The following is a 15,673-nucleotide window of genomic DNA, read 5'->3' as shown; positions in this document are numbered from 1 at the left end:
AACGCTGGGGGTAAAGAGCAACACCTCCCGGCGTGGTCGGCCGGCCCGTCACACGCAGGTTAAAGAAGAAGGGTTGAACCGGCCCGCCGAACCGCGGCGGGTGACTGAACTGCCCAGTGACTATGTAAGGACATAATTTTGGCTGTCAAGATCAAGCTCCAGCGTCTCGGCAAGATCCGCAACGCTCAGTACCGTGTCGTCATCGCAAACGCGCAGGCCCGCCGCGACGGCAAGGTCATCGAAAACATCGGCATCTACCACCCGAAGGAAGAGCCGTCGTTGATCAGGATTGATTCCGAGCGCGCCCAGTACTGGCTCGGCGTTGGCGCCCAGCCGACCGAGCCGGTTCTCGCCCTGCTGAAAATCACCGGTGACTGGCAGAAATACAAGGGCCTTGAGGGTGCAGAAGGCACCCTGAAGGTTGCCGCGGAAAAGCCGTCCAAGCTTGAGCTGTTCAACCAGGCTCTCGAGGAGGCCAACAACGGCCCGACCGCCGAGGCCATCACCGAAAAGCGCAAGAAGGCTAAGGAAGAAGCAGAGGCTAAGGCTGCCGCTGAAGCAGAGGCCGCTGCCGCTGCAGATGCCGCTGCAGCCGCCGCAGATGAGGCTGCCGCAGAGGACAAGGCCGAAGAAGCTGCTGAATCTGCGGAGTCTGAGGAGAACTAAACCCTCCGCACTTTTTTAAAACCCGCGCACTTAAAACAAGTGCGCGGGTTTTTTGCTGCGCGCCCCGCTTGAGGAAAAATTTGCGACCTAAAGGAAAAACACCAGGCCACGACGAGGCGCCACCTCGCAGGCTGTGCGGGGGCGGGCAGTAAGGCGTCGACAAGCAGTGCAAAAATGCCCGCAGGTAAGCTCAATGACCATGAAGGTGCAAGTAGGGCGGGTGGTAAAGTCCCACGGGATCCGCGGGGAAGCCGTCGTTGAAGTCATGACCGATTCCCCCGAGATCCGATTCGCTGATGGCGCGGAAATCACCGGCACACAAGCCGGCAAAGAAAGAGTGCTCACCGTGGAATCTTCGCGCCCCCACAAAGGCCGACTGCTGGTGAAATTCCGGGAAGTTCCAGACCGCACCGAAGCCGAAACCTTACGCGGCATGAAATTCTTCGCCGCACCACTCGAGCGCGACGAGGACTCCGACGAGTTCTACGACCACGAGCTGATTGGTTTGAAGGTCATTCTCGACAACGTCCAGGTCGGTGAAGTCACCGGAGTGATGGACACCCCGAACCGCAAAATCCTTGAAATTGACTACGAGGGCCGCGAGGTCTTGGTGCCCTTCGTCATGGACTTCGTACCGGAAATCGACCTGGACAAGGGCCTGATGACCATCACCCCGCCGGAGGGGCTTTTGGATGTCTGATCCGAAGCTGCGCCTCGACATCATCACCATCTTCCCCGACTACCTTGAGCCGCTGCGCCACGCACTGCTAGGCAAAGCGATCGAGCAGGGCATCGTCACAGTTGGCGTGCACAACCTGCGCGACTGGGCCGTGGGAAAACACAAATCTGTCGACGCCCCGCCGCTCGGAGGAGGCCCGGGCATGGTGATGATGCCGCAGGTGTGGGGACCGGCACTCGACGCCGTCGCCGCCGGGCGCGCTGGAACACAACTAAATACCGCCGCCGCGCACCGCAATGACAAACTCCGCCATGACGAAGTCGCAAAGATTGCCCCCAGGCCCTACGAAACAAATGAGGATGGCTATGGCGCTTTGGAAAACGAAGCTGATAAACCGCTTCTTCTTGTGCCGACACCTGCGGGCAAACCCTTCACGCAAAAAGACGCGCAGGCCTGGTCGCGCGAGCGCCATATTGTTTTTGCCTGCGGGCGCTACGAGGGCATTGACCAGAGGGTTTTCGTAGATGCTGCGAAGCGTTACCGGGTGCGCGAAGTCTCCATCGGCGACTATGTGCTCATCGGTGGGGAGGTGGCCACCCTCGTCATCACCGAGGCCGTAACCCGCCTCATTCCCGGGGTGCTGGGCAACACCGAAAGCCACGAAGAAGACAGCTTTTCCGCTGGGCTTCTCGAGGGACCCTCGTACACCAAGCCGCGTAGCTGGCGCGGCCTCGACGTCCCCGCAGTGTTGTTGTCGGGTGATCATGACAAAAGCCGACGGTGGCGCCGGGACCAGTCGCTGCTGCGCACTCGGGAAGTGCGCCCCGAGCTGTTGGAGGACGCGGAGCTAGACGAAGATGACTACTTCACGCTCTACGGCCGTGAGGTGCAAACGACAATTCAGGGGGATTATGGCCCCATTTCCCTCAAACACATCCGCCGTGAGCTGCGCCGCAGTCATTACCGTCACCCTGAGATTAGCTTGGATGCTGGTCGTATCGTGGTGAGGGGGCAGACCACTTTGAGTCTGGAGGAGGCCACCATGACCGTCGCTCAAGCTGCCCGCGTGCGTGGGAGCTGGGAAGGGGACACGATCGAGGTGGGGCTAGAATCACACGAATGACATTTATCGCTGACACCATTGCGGCACAGCTTAAAGTCGCCCCCCAGCAGGTCACCGCCGCCCTTGAGCTGCTTGGAGCGGGCAACACCGTGCCATTTATTTCCCGCTACCGCAAAGAAGCCACCGGCGGGCTCAACGACGGGCAACTGCGCCTGATTGAGGAGCGCAACACCTACCTCACGGAACTTGCAGAGCGGAAGGAAGCGGTGCTCGCCGCTATTGAGGAGCAAGGCCAGCTCACCGAAGATCTCCGCGTGAGAATCCAGGAGGCTGACACCAAAGCGCGCGTCGAAGACCTCTACTTGCCCTACAAGAAGCGTCGCAAGACCAAGGCCGACATCGCCCGCGAGGCCGGACTAGAAAAGCTCACGCAGTTGCTTATCGACGCCCCAACGACCGACCCGGAATCCGCCGCCGAAGCCTTCCTTGCGGAGGGCTTCGAGGACACAAAAGCCGTCCTTGACGGTGCCCGCGCGATCCTAGTCGAGCGCTTCACCACCGACGCTGACCTAGTTGGGCAGGTTCGTGAGCGCTGCTACGACACCGGCACGATCAAAGCCAGCGCTGTAGAGGGAAAGGAAACCGAGGGCGCGAAGTACTGTGACTACTTCAATTTCTCGGAACCTTTCCGCAGCCTGCCCAGCCACCGCATCCTGGCTCTTTTGCGCGGGGAGTCGGAGGGGGTGCTTTCCCTCGAGCTCGACCCGGGTGATGAGTCGATCTACGAGGGCATGATCGCCCAGCACTTCGATCTTGCGGTGGATGTAAGCCCCTGGCTGGCCAAGGCTGTGCGCTGGGGGTGGAGGACCAAGCTGCAAGTCTCGTCCAACCTGGAGACGAGGACACGGCTGCGTGAGAAGGCCGAGCAGGGCGCGTTGGAGGTATTCACCACCAACCTGCGCGACGTCCTTCTCGCCGCCCCAGCCGGCCAGCGCACCACCTTGGCGCTGGACCCCGGCTACCGCAACGGTGTGAAATGCGCGGTTGTCGACGGCACCGGCAAAGTCTTAGACACCACCATCGTCTACCCGCACCAGCCCCAGAACCGTTGGGCGGAAGCGGTCAAAGAGCTCTCGGCGCTGTCGGCCACCCATGGCGTGGAGTTAATTGCTGTGGGCAACGGCACCGCCTCGCGTGAATCGGAAAAGCTCGCTGGCGAGGTCGCTGATCTCATCGCCAGGGCAGGGGCAGCTCGTCCGACACCGGTGATGGTTTCGGAATCCGGGGCGTCGGTGTACTCGGCCTCCGAGATCGCCGCGCAGGAATTTCCGGACATGGACGTTTCGCTTCGCTCGGCAGTCTCGATCGCCCGCCGTTTGCAGGACCCGCTAGCGGAATTGGTCAAGGTCGACCCCAAATCCATCGGTGTGGGTCAATACCAGCACGACGTCAACCAGGCGGCGCTTGCCAGCTCCCTTGACGCTGTGGTCGAGGACGCGGTCAACTCCGTTGGCGTTGACCTCAACACCGCATCCGTGCCGTTGCTGGAAAGAGTTTCGGGACTGACCCCGACCATCGCGAAAAACATCGTCGCCTACCGCGACGAACAGGGCAGCTTCGTCTCCCGCCAGCAGCTCCACAAGGTGCCGCGATTGGGGCCTAAAGCCTTCGAACAAGCGGCGGGCTTTTTGCGTATCCGCGGCGGAGACAGCCCCCTCGACGATTCGGCTGTTCACCCGGAGGCCTACCCGGTTGTTGAGCGTATCGCCCAGGCCACCGGCACGGCGACCCAGGAGCTAATCGGCAACACGGCGGTGCTTGAACGGCTCAGACCTGCCGATTTCGCTGACGAGACTTTCGGCATCCCGACGGTCACCGACATCATCGCCGAGCTGGATAAACCGGGGCGCGACCCGCGCCCCGAGTTTCGCACCGCTACCTTTAAGGAAGGTGTGAACAAAGTCTCGGACCTCACCCCAGGCATGATCCTGGAGGCAACGGTAACAAACGTCGCCGCGTTCGGCGCCTTTGTCGATGTCGGGGTGCACCAGGACGGGCTCGTGCACGTTTCCGCGATGAGCAAAAAATTCATTTCCGACCCACACGACGTGGTCCGCTCCGGCCAAGTAGTTAAGGTCAAGGTGATGGAGGTCGACGTGGAGCGCCAACGCATCGCACTGAGCTTAAGGCTCGACGACGAACCTGGGCAGGACAGGAAAAAGCCCCGCAAGAATCCTGGTGAGAAGAAGGCGGCGGGTGGGCGTCGTCAAGCAAACGGTTCGATGGCTGCCGCCCTGAAAAAGGCAGGATTTGGGAACTGACCGGCGCGTATGTAGAATCTCACAGGTTGTTGTAGGAGACATGAACCAGACGAGCGCCCCGCACCCAAGGGGAGTGGCCGCTAGGGTCCTCTGTCCTTAAACGTAAAGGATTGCTACATGAGCAACGGCATCATTGATCTTGTCGACGCAGGCCAACTGCGCGACGACATCCCGAACTTCCGCCCGGGAGACACCCTCGGCGTCCACGTGAAGGTTATCGAAGGCTCGGTCACCCGTACCCAGCTCTTTGAAGGCTTCGTGGTTCGCCGCCAAGGCTCCGGTATCCGCGAGACATTCACCGTCCGCAAGGTCTCCTTCGGCATCGGCGTCGAGCGTACATTCCCGGTCCACTCCCCGAACATCGAGAAGATCGAGGTTCTGCGCAAGGGCGACGTGCGCCGCGCGAAGCTTTACTACATGCGCGAGCTGCGCGGCAAAGCTGCCCGCATCAAGGAGCGCCGTTAAAAATCACAAAAGCTATGCCCCGCACCACCTGCCGGTGGGCGGGGCATAGCTTTGCTTCGCCGGTGATAAAGTGTTGCAAGTGACCAACCCCAACACCGCAAAACCCCACCAGCCCGGCGAGGACAACAGCCGCGCAGGCGACGAGACGAAGGCAATGGCCTGGTATCTTGAAATCCCACTGGTGATTTTGCTGACGCTGTTTTTCATCTTCATCATCCAAACCTTCATCGGCCGCGTCTACGTCATCCCCTCAGCATCAATGGAACCGACCCTGCACGGCCTCGACGGCAAGGGCGACCGTATCGCGGTGCAAAAGATCTCCTACTACTTCGACGACCCGCAACCGGGCGACGTCGTCGTATTCAAAGGCACTGACTCCTGGAACACCCAGTGGCAATCGACCCGTTCAACGAACCCGGTCGTGGCGGGCTTGCAACAAGTCGGCTCCTGGGCTGGAATCGTGCCCCCCGATGAAAACAACCTTGTCAAGCGCGTCATTGCAACTGGCGGCCAAACTGTGTCCTGCCAAGAAGGCGACCCGGCTGTCATGGTTGACGGCAAACCGATCGACCAGTCTTATATCCTTACGCCCAACTTCTACCCGGTCAATCCCACCACCGGTTCGGATGCCTGCGGCGGCGACTACTTCGGCCCCATCGTAGTCCCCGAAGGCACCTACTACATGATGGGCGATAACCGCACGAACTCCCTGGACTCGCGCTACCACATGGGTGATGAGTACCAAGGTGCCATCCCGGAGGAAAACATCCGCGGCAAAGTCGCTGCCATCGTCTTCCCGCTCGACCGCTTCGGCGGCATCGACGCGCCACAGATCCAGAACTAAGAGCCTCAGGTGCCAAGGCGGCTTAAACAGTTGCGCACCCACGAGGTCGCACTGCACAAAGCAGGGCTCGGCCCAGTGGCAGGCGTTGACGAGGCCGGACGCGGGGCATGTTTCGGGCCGGTGACTGTCGCCGCGTGCGTCCTGCCATCACAACCTATCCCGGCCCTCGACGGGATCGACGATTCCAAAAAGCTCACCGCCTCACGCAGGGAGTCGCTCTTTGGTGCCATCGTCGATTGTGCCCTGGCCTGGTCGGTGGTCCATGTTCCCGCCCAGGTAATCGACCGCCGGGGGATACAGGCGGCGAACTTAGATGGGGCACGAAGGGCCGTCGCCAAGCTTGCAGCTCCACCCGGCTACGTGCTTGTCGACGCCTTCCGCATCCCCGGACTTACCGTCGCCCAACTGCCCATCATCGGGGGCGACTCGACTGCCCGCTGCATCGCCGCAGCTAGCATTCTCGCCAAAGTCAGCCGCGACCGCCTCATCACAAAGATGGCACGGCAGTTCCCGGACTATGGGCTAGAAAAGCACAAAGGATACGCAACGGCGGCCCACATGGACGCGGTGCGCCGCCATGGAGCGAGCCGTGAACATCGTTATAGTTATGCCAACGTGAGATCCGCCCACGAACATTTCGAGAGGTCACCATGAGCGCTGAAGATCTGGACAACTACGAGGCAGAAGTCGAGCTCTCCCTCTACCGCGAATACCGCGATGTGGTCAGCCAATTCTCCTACGTAGTCGAGACAGACAGGCGCTTCTACCTGGCCAACGCGGTTGAACTTATCCCACACACCGAAGGCAAAGACGTCTACTACGAAGTGCGGATGTCCGACTGCTGGGTGTGGGATATGTACCGTGCCGTGCGCTTCGTTCGCTACGTGCGCGTCATTACCTACAAAGACGTCAACATCGAAGAATTGGACAAGCCGGATCTGACCTTCCCGGAGCGTTAGTTTCAAACCCTAGGGAACCGCAGGGGCATGTGCGCCGTCTAATACACCAACGAGTTTTATGCAGAAAACAAGTTGGGGGGACAAGCACATGACGCAATCAACATACGAGGACAATCATCTGCTCGGGATCGCGGGGGAGGGTTTCGCGCTCGGGGTCTACGAGTCGGCCGGCTATACGCTGATCGACTCCCGGGTGCGCACCCGCTGCGGCGAAATAGATCTGATTTTGAAAGATGAAGACGGCACCATCGTCTTTGTAGAGGTGAAATCGCGCCGTGGCCGATCCTTCGGCGGGGCGGAGGCAGTCACCGCCAAAAAGCTCGCCACCATGCGCCGCTGCGCCGGGCAGTGGCTTGAAGAACAGCCCTACAGCACCTACAGCAAGGTGCGCTTCGATGTTGCGGAGGTGATTTTTACCAGCGAGGACGTTCAGATCACGCTGTACGAGGATGTGGACCATGGCGCTTGCTAGCACGTATTCCGCAACTTTGGAAGGTTTCAGCGCCCGCACCGTCACCGTCGAGGTCAACATCGGCCCTGGTCTGCCGGGGGTGCACATGGTCGGTTTGGGTGATGCGGCGGTCAAAGAATCGCGCGACCGGATCCGCACCGCTGTGGCCAATTCGGCTCTGCCGTGGCCGCGCACCAAGGTCATGGTCTCTCTTTCGCCCGCGCACCTTCCCAAGGCTGGGTCTCATTTCGACTTGCCTGTGGCGCTCGCTGTCATTGGGGCGCTAGACCCGAGGGCGCCGCTGGTACTCGAGCGCACGATGTTTCTCGGCGAGCTCGGTTTGGGTGGGCGCCTGCGCCGTGTCGAGAGGATTTTGCCCATGCTGCTAGCCGCACCCGAGGATGTTGAACACATAGTTATTCCCGCCGAGAACGCGGCGGAGGCCGAGCTGTTGGGCCACGACCGAATCCTCGCCGCGCACAGTTTGTCGGAGGTGTGGAACTGGATCTGCGGATCTTGCGAGCTTCACCTACCGCGGGGCACGCTTGTCGACGCCCCAGTGGCCACCGCAGACTTCCGCGACATCGCAGGCCAAGCCGAGGAGCGTTTCGCCCTCGAAGTTGCCGCCGCCGGCGGGCACCATGTGCTCATGGTGGGCCCACCCGGCACCGGCAAATCCATGCTCGCTGAACGCCTCCCGTCTATCCTTCCACCCTTGAAGCGCAGTGAAATGATCGAAGCCACCGCAATTCACTCCGTGTGCGGGGCGGCATCGCCGTTCGCGGGTGGAATTGTCGCGTCGCGTCCCTTCATCGCCCCGCACCCCTCACTGCGTCAAGCGGCCCTGATCGGCGGGGGAGCCGGCTCACCGCGCCCGGGGGCGGTGAGCCAAGCGCACCACGGTGTGCTCTTTCTCGACGAGGCATCAGAAATCAACGCCGCTGTGCTTGACTCACTCCGTATCCCTTTAGAGACAGGTGTGGTGCGCCTGACGCGGGCGCGGGCCACCGTGACCTACCCGGCGCACTTCCAACTCGTGCTCGCAGCGAACACCTGCAAATGCGCCGCGACCGTGCCTGCCGCCTGCACCTGCCGTGCCCAGGAACGCGCTGCACACCTGCGCAACTTGTCCGGGCCGCTGCGCGACCGCATCGATATTTCGTTGCGCACCACCACCCAAGACGCTGTGCTCAACCCCGCAAATGCCGAAAGCTCCGCCGCCATCGCCCAACGTGTCGCCGCAGCCCGCGAGCGTGCCGCGCACAGGTGGCGAGAAATGGATACAACCCTCAACGCCCGGGTCAACTCCACGACTATCCGGCGCGAATTCCCCGCTACCGAGGATGCCATGGCCTACCTCGCGGCTTTGCTCGCAAGAGGTGCGCTGACCCAACGCGGCGTCGACCGGGTCTTGAAACTCTGCTGGAGCCTAGCCGACCTGGATGCCTCAACCCAGCCGAACCTTGACCACGTAGCGCGCGCCGTGGACCTGCGCACCGCCGATCTCGCGGGGATTGCGGCATGAGCGCGTTGGAATCGTGGGCGTATTTAAGCCGCGTTGTCGAAGGACCGAGTCACGCCCTGCAGCAGCTTTTGCGCGCCGGGCGAGACGCCGACGAGATCGCCCGCGGTGTGCGCAGCCGAGCGAGTTGGCTGGGCCGGCTGGCAAAGGAGACGGAGTCGCGCTACACCTGGGAACGCTCCAACGAGGACCTCTGTGAGGCGAAACGGCACGGCTTTGAATTGCTCACCCCGGAGCATCACGGTTGGCCAGATGAGCAAATCCACACCGCTTTCGACCTTGGGGTCGCGGCCAGCACCGCCAACTTGGAGCAATTCCGCGAGCGTGGGGTGGCCCCGCATGCGCTGTGGGTACGCGGCACAGTGGACCTGGCGGGGATCTTCGCCCGTTCCGTCGGGATCGTCGGTACTCGCGCGGCCAGTGCCTACGGCCACCACGCCACCGCGGACTTAGTTTCAGGTTTGGCGCGCTGGCAGTACACAGTGGTTTCGGGGGGAGCGTTAGGCATCGACACCGTCGCCCACGAAACTGCTCTCAACAGCGGCGTGCCAACTGTGATGGTGGCCGCGTGCGGGCCGGGAGTGACCTACCCGCGGAAAAACTCCAGTATCTTCGACCGCATTGTCGCCGCCGGGGGAGCCGTCATCAGCGAATACCCACCGGGGGTAGCGCCTGACCGGCACCGCTTCCTCACCCGCAACCGTCTCGTTGCTGCCCTGACACAGGGCAGCGTGGTGGTGGAAGCGTCCTTCCGCTCCGGGGCGCTGAATACCTTGAGTTGGGTCAATTACTACGGGCGCCGGGCGATGGCGGTACCTGGGCCGATTCTTGGACCTGGCTCTTTGGGGGCGAACCTGGCTATCCGCGACGGTAAAGCCGAGATGGCACTGAGTGCCGACGATATCCACGAGCTGCTTGCGCCGCTGGGCGAGGTCGATGCTGAAGGGCAGCGCGAGCTTGAGTTTCGCGCCGATCCGATTCAGTCGTTGTCCCGCAACGAACTGCGCGTCTACGACTCCTTGCCTGTCACTGGTTGTGCGGGGGCGGACGTGGTTGCGAAACTCGCGGGCCTGTCCATCGCGCTGACCGTGCATCTGTTGGTGGATTTGAACAAGAAAGGCGTGGTCAGGCGCGAAGGTAGCAAGTGGGCGCGATGTAAGGGGATAATCGATTAAACTCGTGGGGCATGAGTGACTCGCGGGATCAGCTCACCGAGGCTATCGCGGACTTCGGTGAGTATGCGCGTTTGGTGCTTGGCCGCAGTGAGGCAACGGTGCGCTCCTACACCTCGGATCTGGCCACGCTGGAAGGATTCGTCGGTACCTTCGCAGATTTCACCCTCCCAGTGTTGCGCAGATGGCTTGCCGATTCCCTCTCGCGTGGCCTTGCCCGTTCCACCATGGCCCGGCGCACCGCCGCCGCCCGTGCCTTTTCCACCTGGGCACACAAACAGGGCCACCTCGCTTCTGATGTCGCCGCGAGACTCGCCGCACCGAAGGTCAACCGGCATTTGCCCAAAGTGGTTTCTGCGCAGCGCGCAGCCCAACTTGTTGAAGCAGAGATCAACGACGAGGAACACCAAGCGGAAGCGTTGCGCGACGCAGCCATGCTTGAGTTGCTCTACGCTACGGGGATCCGCGTTGCGGAGCTGGTTGGGTTGGATCTCAGCGACGTGGACACCCAGCAGCTCACCGTCCGGGTAACAGGCAAGGGCAATAAGCAACGCGTGGTCCCCTTCGGCGGCAAAGCCGCCACAGCACTGCGCGAATGGTTAAGTGACGGCCGAACAGAACTGGCCTTGGACGGGCAGAAGGCACTGTTTGTCGGAACGCGGGGCAAAAGGATCGACCCGCGGCAGGTGCGTCGGGTGGTAGAACGCGCCGCCGCGCGCATCGGCGCCGGGGAACTTAGCCCGCACTCCCTGCGCCACAGCGCCGCGACCCACATGCTCGAGGGAGGTGCGGATTTGAGGGTGGTGCAAGAACTACTGGGCCATTCGAGCCTCCAGACCACGCAGATCTACACCCATGTCTCCGCGCAGCGCCTGGCGGCTGTTTATCAGCAGGCGCACCCACGCGCCTAGATACGTTGCGGGCCAGCGCGCACACTAGAGGAGACGAAGATGGCTACACCTGTCAAAATCAGGGCCAAGGCCACAAGCTGTCTGGACTCGATACTCTCCCGGAATACGGTGACGGAAAGAACAAGCTGCACAACAGGGGAGATGTATTGCAGCATGCCCAGCAGGGTGAAAGGAACAATCCGAGCGAAGTGGGACATCACCAGCAAGGGCAGAAAGGTTACCGCCCCAGCGAGGATGAACAAGCCCCAGGTCGTCAGGGTTAAAGTGGTGCCGGGCGTGAGGATTTCGGCGACGATCAAGCCGAAGGCGATGGGGCTTAGCACCGCTGATTCGACGAAAAGGCCCTTGACTGCCGCAACCGTGACAGTTTTCTTGATCGCGGCGTAGATGGCAAAGGAACCCGCGACACCGAAAACAACGGCCAAACCCATGCCGGACTGACCCCAGCCGTAGGCCAGCGCGCCGGCGCCAGCCAGACAAATGGCCAACCACTTGGCAGGCTCCAGCTTTTCCCGGAAGACGACGGCGCCGAGGAGAATGCTCAACAAAGGGGAGACGAAATAAGCTAAAGCCGCGTAGGAAACGTAGCCGTTGCTGACGGCCCAAATGTAGAGACCCCAGTTCACGGCGATCGCCAGCGCGGACATCAATAGGGCGGGGAAAGCACCTCTCACAGTGTGCGCGGTATTGCTGCGTCGCCGGGAGGCAATCAAAAGCCACGCACCGGCAAGCAACGTTGACCACATGATGCGCTGGGCAAGAATGTAAAGAGAATTGACTTCACCGAGCAGAGCCCAAAACAGGGGCAAAAGACCCCAGACGAGATAGTTCAAAGACACCGCCGCGGTGGCGTTGCGGGTGGCGGTGGGGGTGTGCTGCATTGGCACCTCCTCACTGTGCAGTTTTGTCCTGCACTCACCTTAGTGAACGCTCACCCAGGGGCTTGAGCCGGATGGTGGGGGAGCTAAGCAGGCTCAGAGGGTTGATGTACGTGTCAGGGCCCGTAAGCACACCCCAGTGCAGCCCATCGTGTTGAGTGGAACGTCCCAAAATTCCAATTACCTGCCCTTCGCGGACGTGCTCCCCTTGTTCCACGCGGGCATGGACGGGTTGGTAAGTTGAGCGCAATCCATCAGGGTGGGCAATGGAAATCACAGGAGTTCCGGCCACAACACCGGTGAAGACGACAACCCCATCGGCGGCGGCAAGCACGTTGCCACCCTGGCGCATACCTAAGTCGACTCCCCGATGGCCAGGCAGCCAATTCTTCTCCGGGATATCTGCACCCCTGGTGACATTGGTGGCCCGCAACTTGCCCGTCGATGGATCCACCCAAGCGGAGGCGAAAGGTGCACCCAGCGGAGAGACATTAATGGCGACGGCGCAGATTAACGCGACAAACCTTTTCATGGCATAGAACTAACACGATACGGGCCTTAAACGCCGAGGATCATGATTATGCCTGTGAACTACCGGTTAGCCTGTGGATAACCCCGCAGCTAAATTGGTTTTTTGCCAGCGCGGGTACTAGCATTGACCGGGCAGTCTTTCCAGGCTGACTACGCGCGCCGAATAATGCCAGCCCAGCAACGGTCCCACAGTACGAGGGTGCCGGGCGGGCACGGTGCCAGGGCACGGGATAAAAACCCGGGCAGTACACAGTAAACCGAAACATTTTTCTCCGAAGGAGACCATTCCCATGGCAGTTGTAACCATGCGCGAACTCCTCGACGCGGGTGTCCACTTTGGCCACCAGACGCGTCGCTGGAACCCGAAGATGCGTCGCTTCATCTTCACCGACCGCAACGGCATTTACATCATCGACCTGCAGCAGACACTGACCTACATCGACGAGGCTTTCGAGTTTGTCAAGGAGACAGTTGCTCACGGCGGCACCATCTTGTTCGTCGGCACCAAGAAGCAGGCGCAGGAGCCCATCGAGGAGGAGGCGCAGCGTGTCGGCATGCCCTATGTCACTCACCGTTGGCTCGGCGGCATGCTCACCAACTTCCAGACCGTGTCCAAGCGCATCGCCCGCATGAAGGAGCTCCAGGCCATGGATGCTGCTGAGGACGGCTACGCGGGACGCGGCAAGAAGGAAGTTCTGATGCTCAACCGTGAGCGCATCAAGCTCGAGCGCGTTCTCGGTGGCATTGCCGAGATGACCAAGGCTCCGTCCGCTCTGTGGATCGTGGACACCAACAAAGAGCACATCGCCATTTCCGAGGCTCAGAAGCTGCGCATCCCCGTTGTGTCCATCCTGGACACCAACTGCGACCCGGACGTCGTTGACTTCCCCATTCCGGGCAACGACGATGCCATCGGCGCCGTTAAGCTGCTTACCCATGTCGTGGGCGAGGCCGTTATTGCCGGCAAGCAGCAGCGTGAGGAGCGTCAGCTTGCCGCTGCCCGCGACGCAGCCGGCGATACCGACGCCAAGCGTCAGGCGGAGGTTTCCCAGGCCTCAGCCGATGTCGCTTCCTCTGATGAGCCTGCCGCCGCGGCGGTTGCCGAGGCTGCAGCTTCGCAGGAGGAAACTCCGGTTGAGCAGCCGACAGCCGAGGCTGTGGAGGGCAAAGAGGCCTAGTCGCCCACCGTTTCGGGCTCGCCTGAAAAGCGTCGCACGACACCCCGCGTCCTGTTTTCGTCCGCTTACAAAAGCAGGGCGCGAGCAGGCCGCGGGGTGTTGCACGTCACGGCGGGGGATGCGGGGGCAAGCCCAGGGTGCCGGGGCGCACGTTGTCCGCTACTCTGGATAACCGTTCATTAAGCACATCTGCGCATGCGGCCCACCTGCGTGGGAAGCATGCGGAATCGACAACATTTACACACGTTTATCAACTAAACGAGGAGGATCGCCCCACTATGGCGAACTACACCGCAGCTGACGTCAAGAAGCTCCGCGAGACCACCGGCTCCGGCATGCTCGACTGCAAGAAGGCCCTGGAAGAAGCCAACGGCGACTTTGAGAAGGCCGTTGAGCAGCTGCGCATCAAGGGAGCGAAGGATGTGGGCAAGCGCGCCGAGCGCAACGCCCTCGAGGGTCTCGTTGCTGTCTCCGGCAACACTATCGTTGAGATCAACTCCGAGACTGACTTCGTGGCGAAAAACCAGGAGTTCAAGGACGTAGCCACCGAGATCGCTAAGGCTGCCGCCGCAGCGAAGGCTAACTCCGCTGAGGATCTTGCAAAAGCCGACGTCAACGGCGAGGCTGCCGCAGACGTTCTTGAGCGCCTCTCCGCCAAGATCGGTGAGAAACTCGAGCTGCGTCGCGCCGCCACCGTCGAAGGCGACAACATTGCTTCTTACCTCCACCAGCGCTCCGCCGACTTGCCGCCGGCCGTAGGCGTGTTGGTTGCCTACACCGGTGACAACAAGGAGGCCGCGCACCAGGTTGCTCTGCAGATCGCCGCAATGAAAGCCCGTTACTTGACACAGGATCACGTTCCGGCTGAGGTTGTGGAGAAGGAGCGCGCGGTCCAAGAGGAGATCACCCGCAACGAGGGCAAGCCCGAGGCCGCCATCTCCAAGATCGTCGAGGGTCGTATGGGTGGTTTCTTCAAAGACGTTGTGTTGATGGACCAGCCGTCTTTGGCTGACTCCAAGAAGTCCGTCAAACAGTTCGCTGAGGAGGCCGGCATCGAGGTCACCGACTTCGTCCGCTTCGAGGTTGGGCAGGCTTAAGTCTGGCGCTTTTCCAGCTTTTTTAAAAGCCACCGTTTCGCACAACGCGGGCGGTGGCTTTTGCCTTTGCGCACCTGAGTCGGTGGCAATCAGTGGGGGATCAGTATGATCGGCAGGTGGATAATCGCCCCCGGCATGAAGGAGTCCTCCAGGTGACTGACGCACCACACACCCGTACCGGCTACAAGCGCGTGATGCTCAAACTTGGAGGTGAGATGTTCGGCGGCGGCAAAGTTGGCATTGATCCGGATGTGGTGGAAAGCATTGCCACACAGATCGCAGAAGTGGCCACCAACGGCACCGAAGTTGCCGTCGTGATCGGCGGCGGCAACTTCTTCCGCGGGGCGCAGCTACAGCAACGCGGCATGGATCGGGCGCGCTCCGACTACATGGGCATGCTCGGAACCGTGATGAACTGCCTGGCTTTGCAGGACTTTTTGCAACAAAAGGGCGTCGATTGTCGGGTACAGACCTCAATTAACATGGCGCAGATCGCGGAGCCTTACTTGCCGCTGCGCGCCGCCCGTCACCTGGAAAAGGGCCGGGTGGTCATCTTCGGCGCCGGTATGGGCATGCCGTACTTCTCCACAGACACCACCGCGGCGCAGCGCGCCCTCGAGATCGGCTGCGAGGTTTTGCTGATGGCAAAAGGGGTTGACGGCGTTTACGACGATGACCCGCGCGTCAACCCGGACGCTTTGCTCTACAGCGAAGTTACCCCCCGCGAGGTCTTAGAAAAAGAGCTCAAGGTCGCGGACGCCACCGCGTTTTCGCTGTGTATGGACAATAACATGCCGATTTTGGTCTTTAACTTGCTCAAGGAAGGCAACATTGCGCGCGCCGTGGCCGGCGAGCAAATTGGCACCCTGGTGCAGTCGTGAAGCCGCAAAATCGCTACCCGCTGGTAAATTTGCTACCAGCGAATAAAACACCGAA

Annotated in this window: 17 protein-coding genes; 15 read left to right on the top strand and 2 right to left on the bottom strand. The window is 61.3% G+C overall.

Annotation, left to right across the window (positions count from 1 at the left end):
* The first annotated feature begins 138 nt into the window (after positions 1–138).
* The 12 genes from rpsP to VLL26_RS04760 all read left to right on the top strand — a co-directional run bounded on the left by rpsP (position 139) and on the right by VLL26_RS04760 (position 11,053).
* Positions 139–666, top strand: a complete 528-nt coding sequence (rpsP, locus tag VLL26_RS04815) for a 30S ribosomal protein S16 (RefSeq protein ID WP_342319972.1) — start codon at positions 139–141, stop codon at positions 664–666.
* Between the two features lie 193 nt (positions 667–859).
* On the top strand, positions 860–1,366 hold the full coding sequence (rimM, locus tag VLL26_RS04810) for a ribosome maturation factor RimM (protein WP_342319971.1): 507 nt from the start codon (positions 860–862) through the stop codon (positions 1,364–1,366).
* The gene (gene trmD / locus VLL26_RS04805; RefSeq protein ID WP_342319970.1) at positions 1,359–2,468 is read left to right on the top strand and encodes a tRNA (guanosine(37)-N1)-methyltransferase TrmD; all 1,110 of its coding nucleotides are present in this window, start codon (positions 1,359–1,361) and stop codon (positions 2,466–2,468) included. Before rimM ends, trmD begins: the two co-directional genes overlap by 8 nt.
* The gene (locus tag VLL26_RS04800) at positions 2,465–4,729 is read left to right on the top strand and encodes a Tex family protein (protein WP_342319969.1); all 2,265 of its coding nucleotides are present in this window, start codon (positions 2,465–2,467) and stop codon (positions 4,727–4,729) included. Before trmD ends, VLL26_RS04800 begins: the two co-directional genes overlap by 4 nt.
* 117 nt (positions 4,730–4,846) lie before the next feature.
* Entirely contained in the window at positions 4,847–5,194 is a 348-nt protein-coding gene (gene rplS / locus VLL26_RS04795; RefSeq protein ID WP_342319968.1) for a 50S ribosomal protein L19, read from the top strand.
* 154 nt (positions 5,195–5,348) lie between these two features.
* Positions 5,349–6,038, top strand: a complete 690-nt coding sequence (gene lepB, locus VLL26_RS04790) for a signal peptidase I (RefSeq protein ID WP_342320153.1) — start codon at positions 5,349–5,351, stop codon at positions 6,036–6,038.
* Between the two features lie 9 nt (positions 6,039–6,047).
* Positions 6,048–6,692, top strand: coding sequence for a ribonuclease HII (locus VLL26_RS04785; RefSeq protein WP_342319967.1), 645 nt, complete (start codon positions 6,048–6,050; stop codon positions 6,690–6,692).
* Positions 6,689–6,997 carry a DUF2469 domain-containing protein gene (locus tag VLL26_RS04780; RefSeq protein ID WP_165002563.1) on the top strand — a complete coding sequence of 103 codons (309 nt, stop codon included), beginning with the start codon at positions 6,689–6,691 and terminating at the stop codon, positions 6,995–6,997. Before VLL26_RS04785 ends, VLL26_RS04780 begins: the two co-directional genes overlap by 4 nt.
* 88 nt (positions 6,998–7,085) lie before the next feature.
* The gene (locus VLL26_RS04775) at positions 7,086–7,469 is read left to right on the top strand and encodes a YraN family protein (protein WP_342319966.1); all 384 of its coding nucleotides are present in this window, start codon (positions 7,086–7,088) and stop codon (positions 7,467–7,469) included.
* A complete protein-coding gene (locus VLL26_RS04770) occupies positions 7,456–8,973 on the top strand; it encodes a YifB family Mg chelatase-like AAA ATPase (protein ID WP_342319965.1) in 1,518 nt (505 codons plus the stop codon). Before VLL26_RS04775 ends, VLL26_RS04770 begins: the two co-directional genes overlap by 14 nt.
* On the top strand, positions 8,970–10,145 hold the full coding sequence (locus VLL26_RS04765; RefSeq protein ID WP_342319964.1) for a DNA-processing protein DprA: 1,176 nt from the start codon (positions 8,970–8,972) through the stop codon (positions 10,143–10,145). Before VLL26_RS04770 ends, VLL26_RS04765 begins: the two co-directional genes overlap by 4 nt.
* Positions 10,146–10,156: 11 nt before the next feature.
* Entirely contained in the window at positions 10,157–11,053 is an 897-nt protein-coding gene (locus VLL26_RS04760) for a tyrosine recombinase XerC (RefSeq protein WP_342319963.1), read from the top strand.
* Here the strand turns inward: VLL26_RS04760 and rarD are convergent.
* Entirely contained in the window at positions 11,050–11,934 is an 885-nt protein-coding gene (gene rarD, locus VLL26_RS04755; RefSeq protein WP_342319962.1) for an EamA family transporter RarD, read from the bottom strand. The two genes, VLL26_RS04760 and rarD, sit on opposite strands and share 4 nt — an antisense overlap.
* A gap of 34 nt (positions 11,935–11,968) precedes the next feature.
* Positions 11,969–12,463: a M23 family metallopeptidase gene (locus tag VLL26_RS04750; protein ID WP_342319961.1), complete on the bottom strand. Its 495-nt coding sequence runs from the start codon at positions 12,461–12,463 to the stop codon at positions 11,969–11,971.
* A gap of 289 nt (positions 12,464–12,752) precedes the next feature.
* Here VLL26_RS04750 and rpsB point away from each other — a divergent pair, with 289 nt between their 5' ends.
* From rpsB to pyrH, 3 genes are all read left to right on the top strand, one after another.
* The gene (rpsB, locus tag VLL26_RS04745) at positions 12,753–13,640 is read left to right on the top strand and encodes a 30S ribosomal protein S2 (protein ID WP_342319960.1); all 888 of its coding nucleotides are present in this window, start codon (positions 12,753–12,755) and stop codon (positions 13,638–13,640) included.
* 278 nt (positions 13,641–13,918) lie between these two features.
* Positions 13,919–14,737, top strand: a complete 819-nt coding sequence (tsf, locus tag VLL26_RS04740) for a translation elongation factor Ts (protein WP_342319959.1) — start codon at positions 13,919–13,921, stop codon at positions 14,735–14,737.
* Positions 14,738–14,931: 194 nt separating this feature from the next.
* A complete protein-coding gene (pyrH, locus tag VLL26_RS04735; protein WP_342320152.1) occupies positions 14,932–15,618 on the top strand; it encodes a UMP kinase in 687 nt (228 codons plus the stop codon).
* Positions 15,619–15,673: the final 55 nt, after the last annotated feature.

The sequence above is a fragment of the Corynebacterium sp. BD556 genome (assembly GCF_038452275.1).
Taxonomy (GTDB): domain Bacteria; phylum Actinomycetota; class Actinomycetes; order Mycobacteriales; family Mycobacteriaceae; genus Corynebacterium; species Corynebacterium mayonis.
Note: the sequence above shows the minus strand (reverse complement) of the source record. Positions and strands in the feature narration are given on the sequence as shown.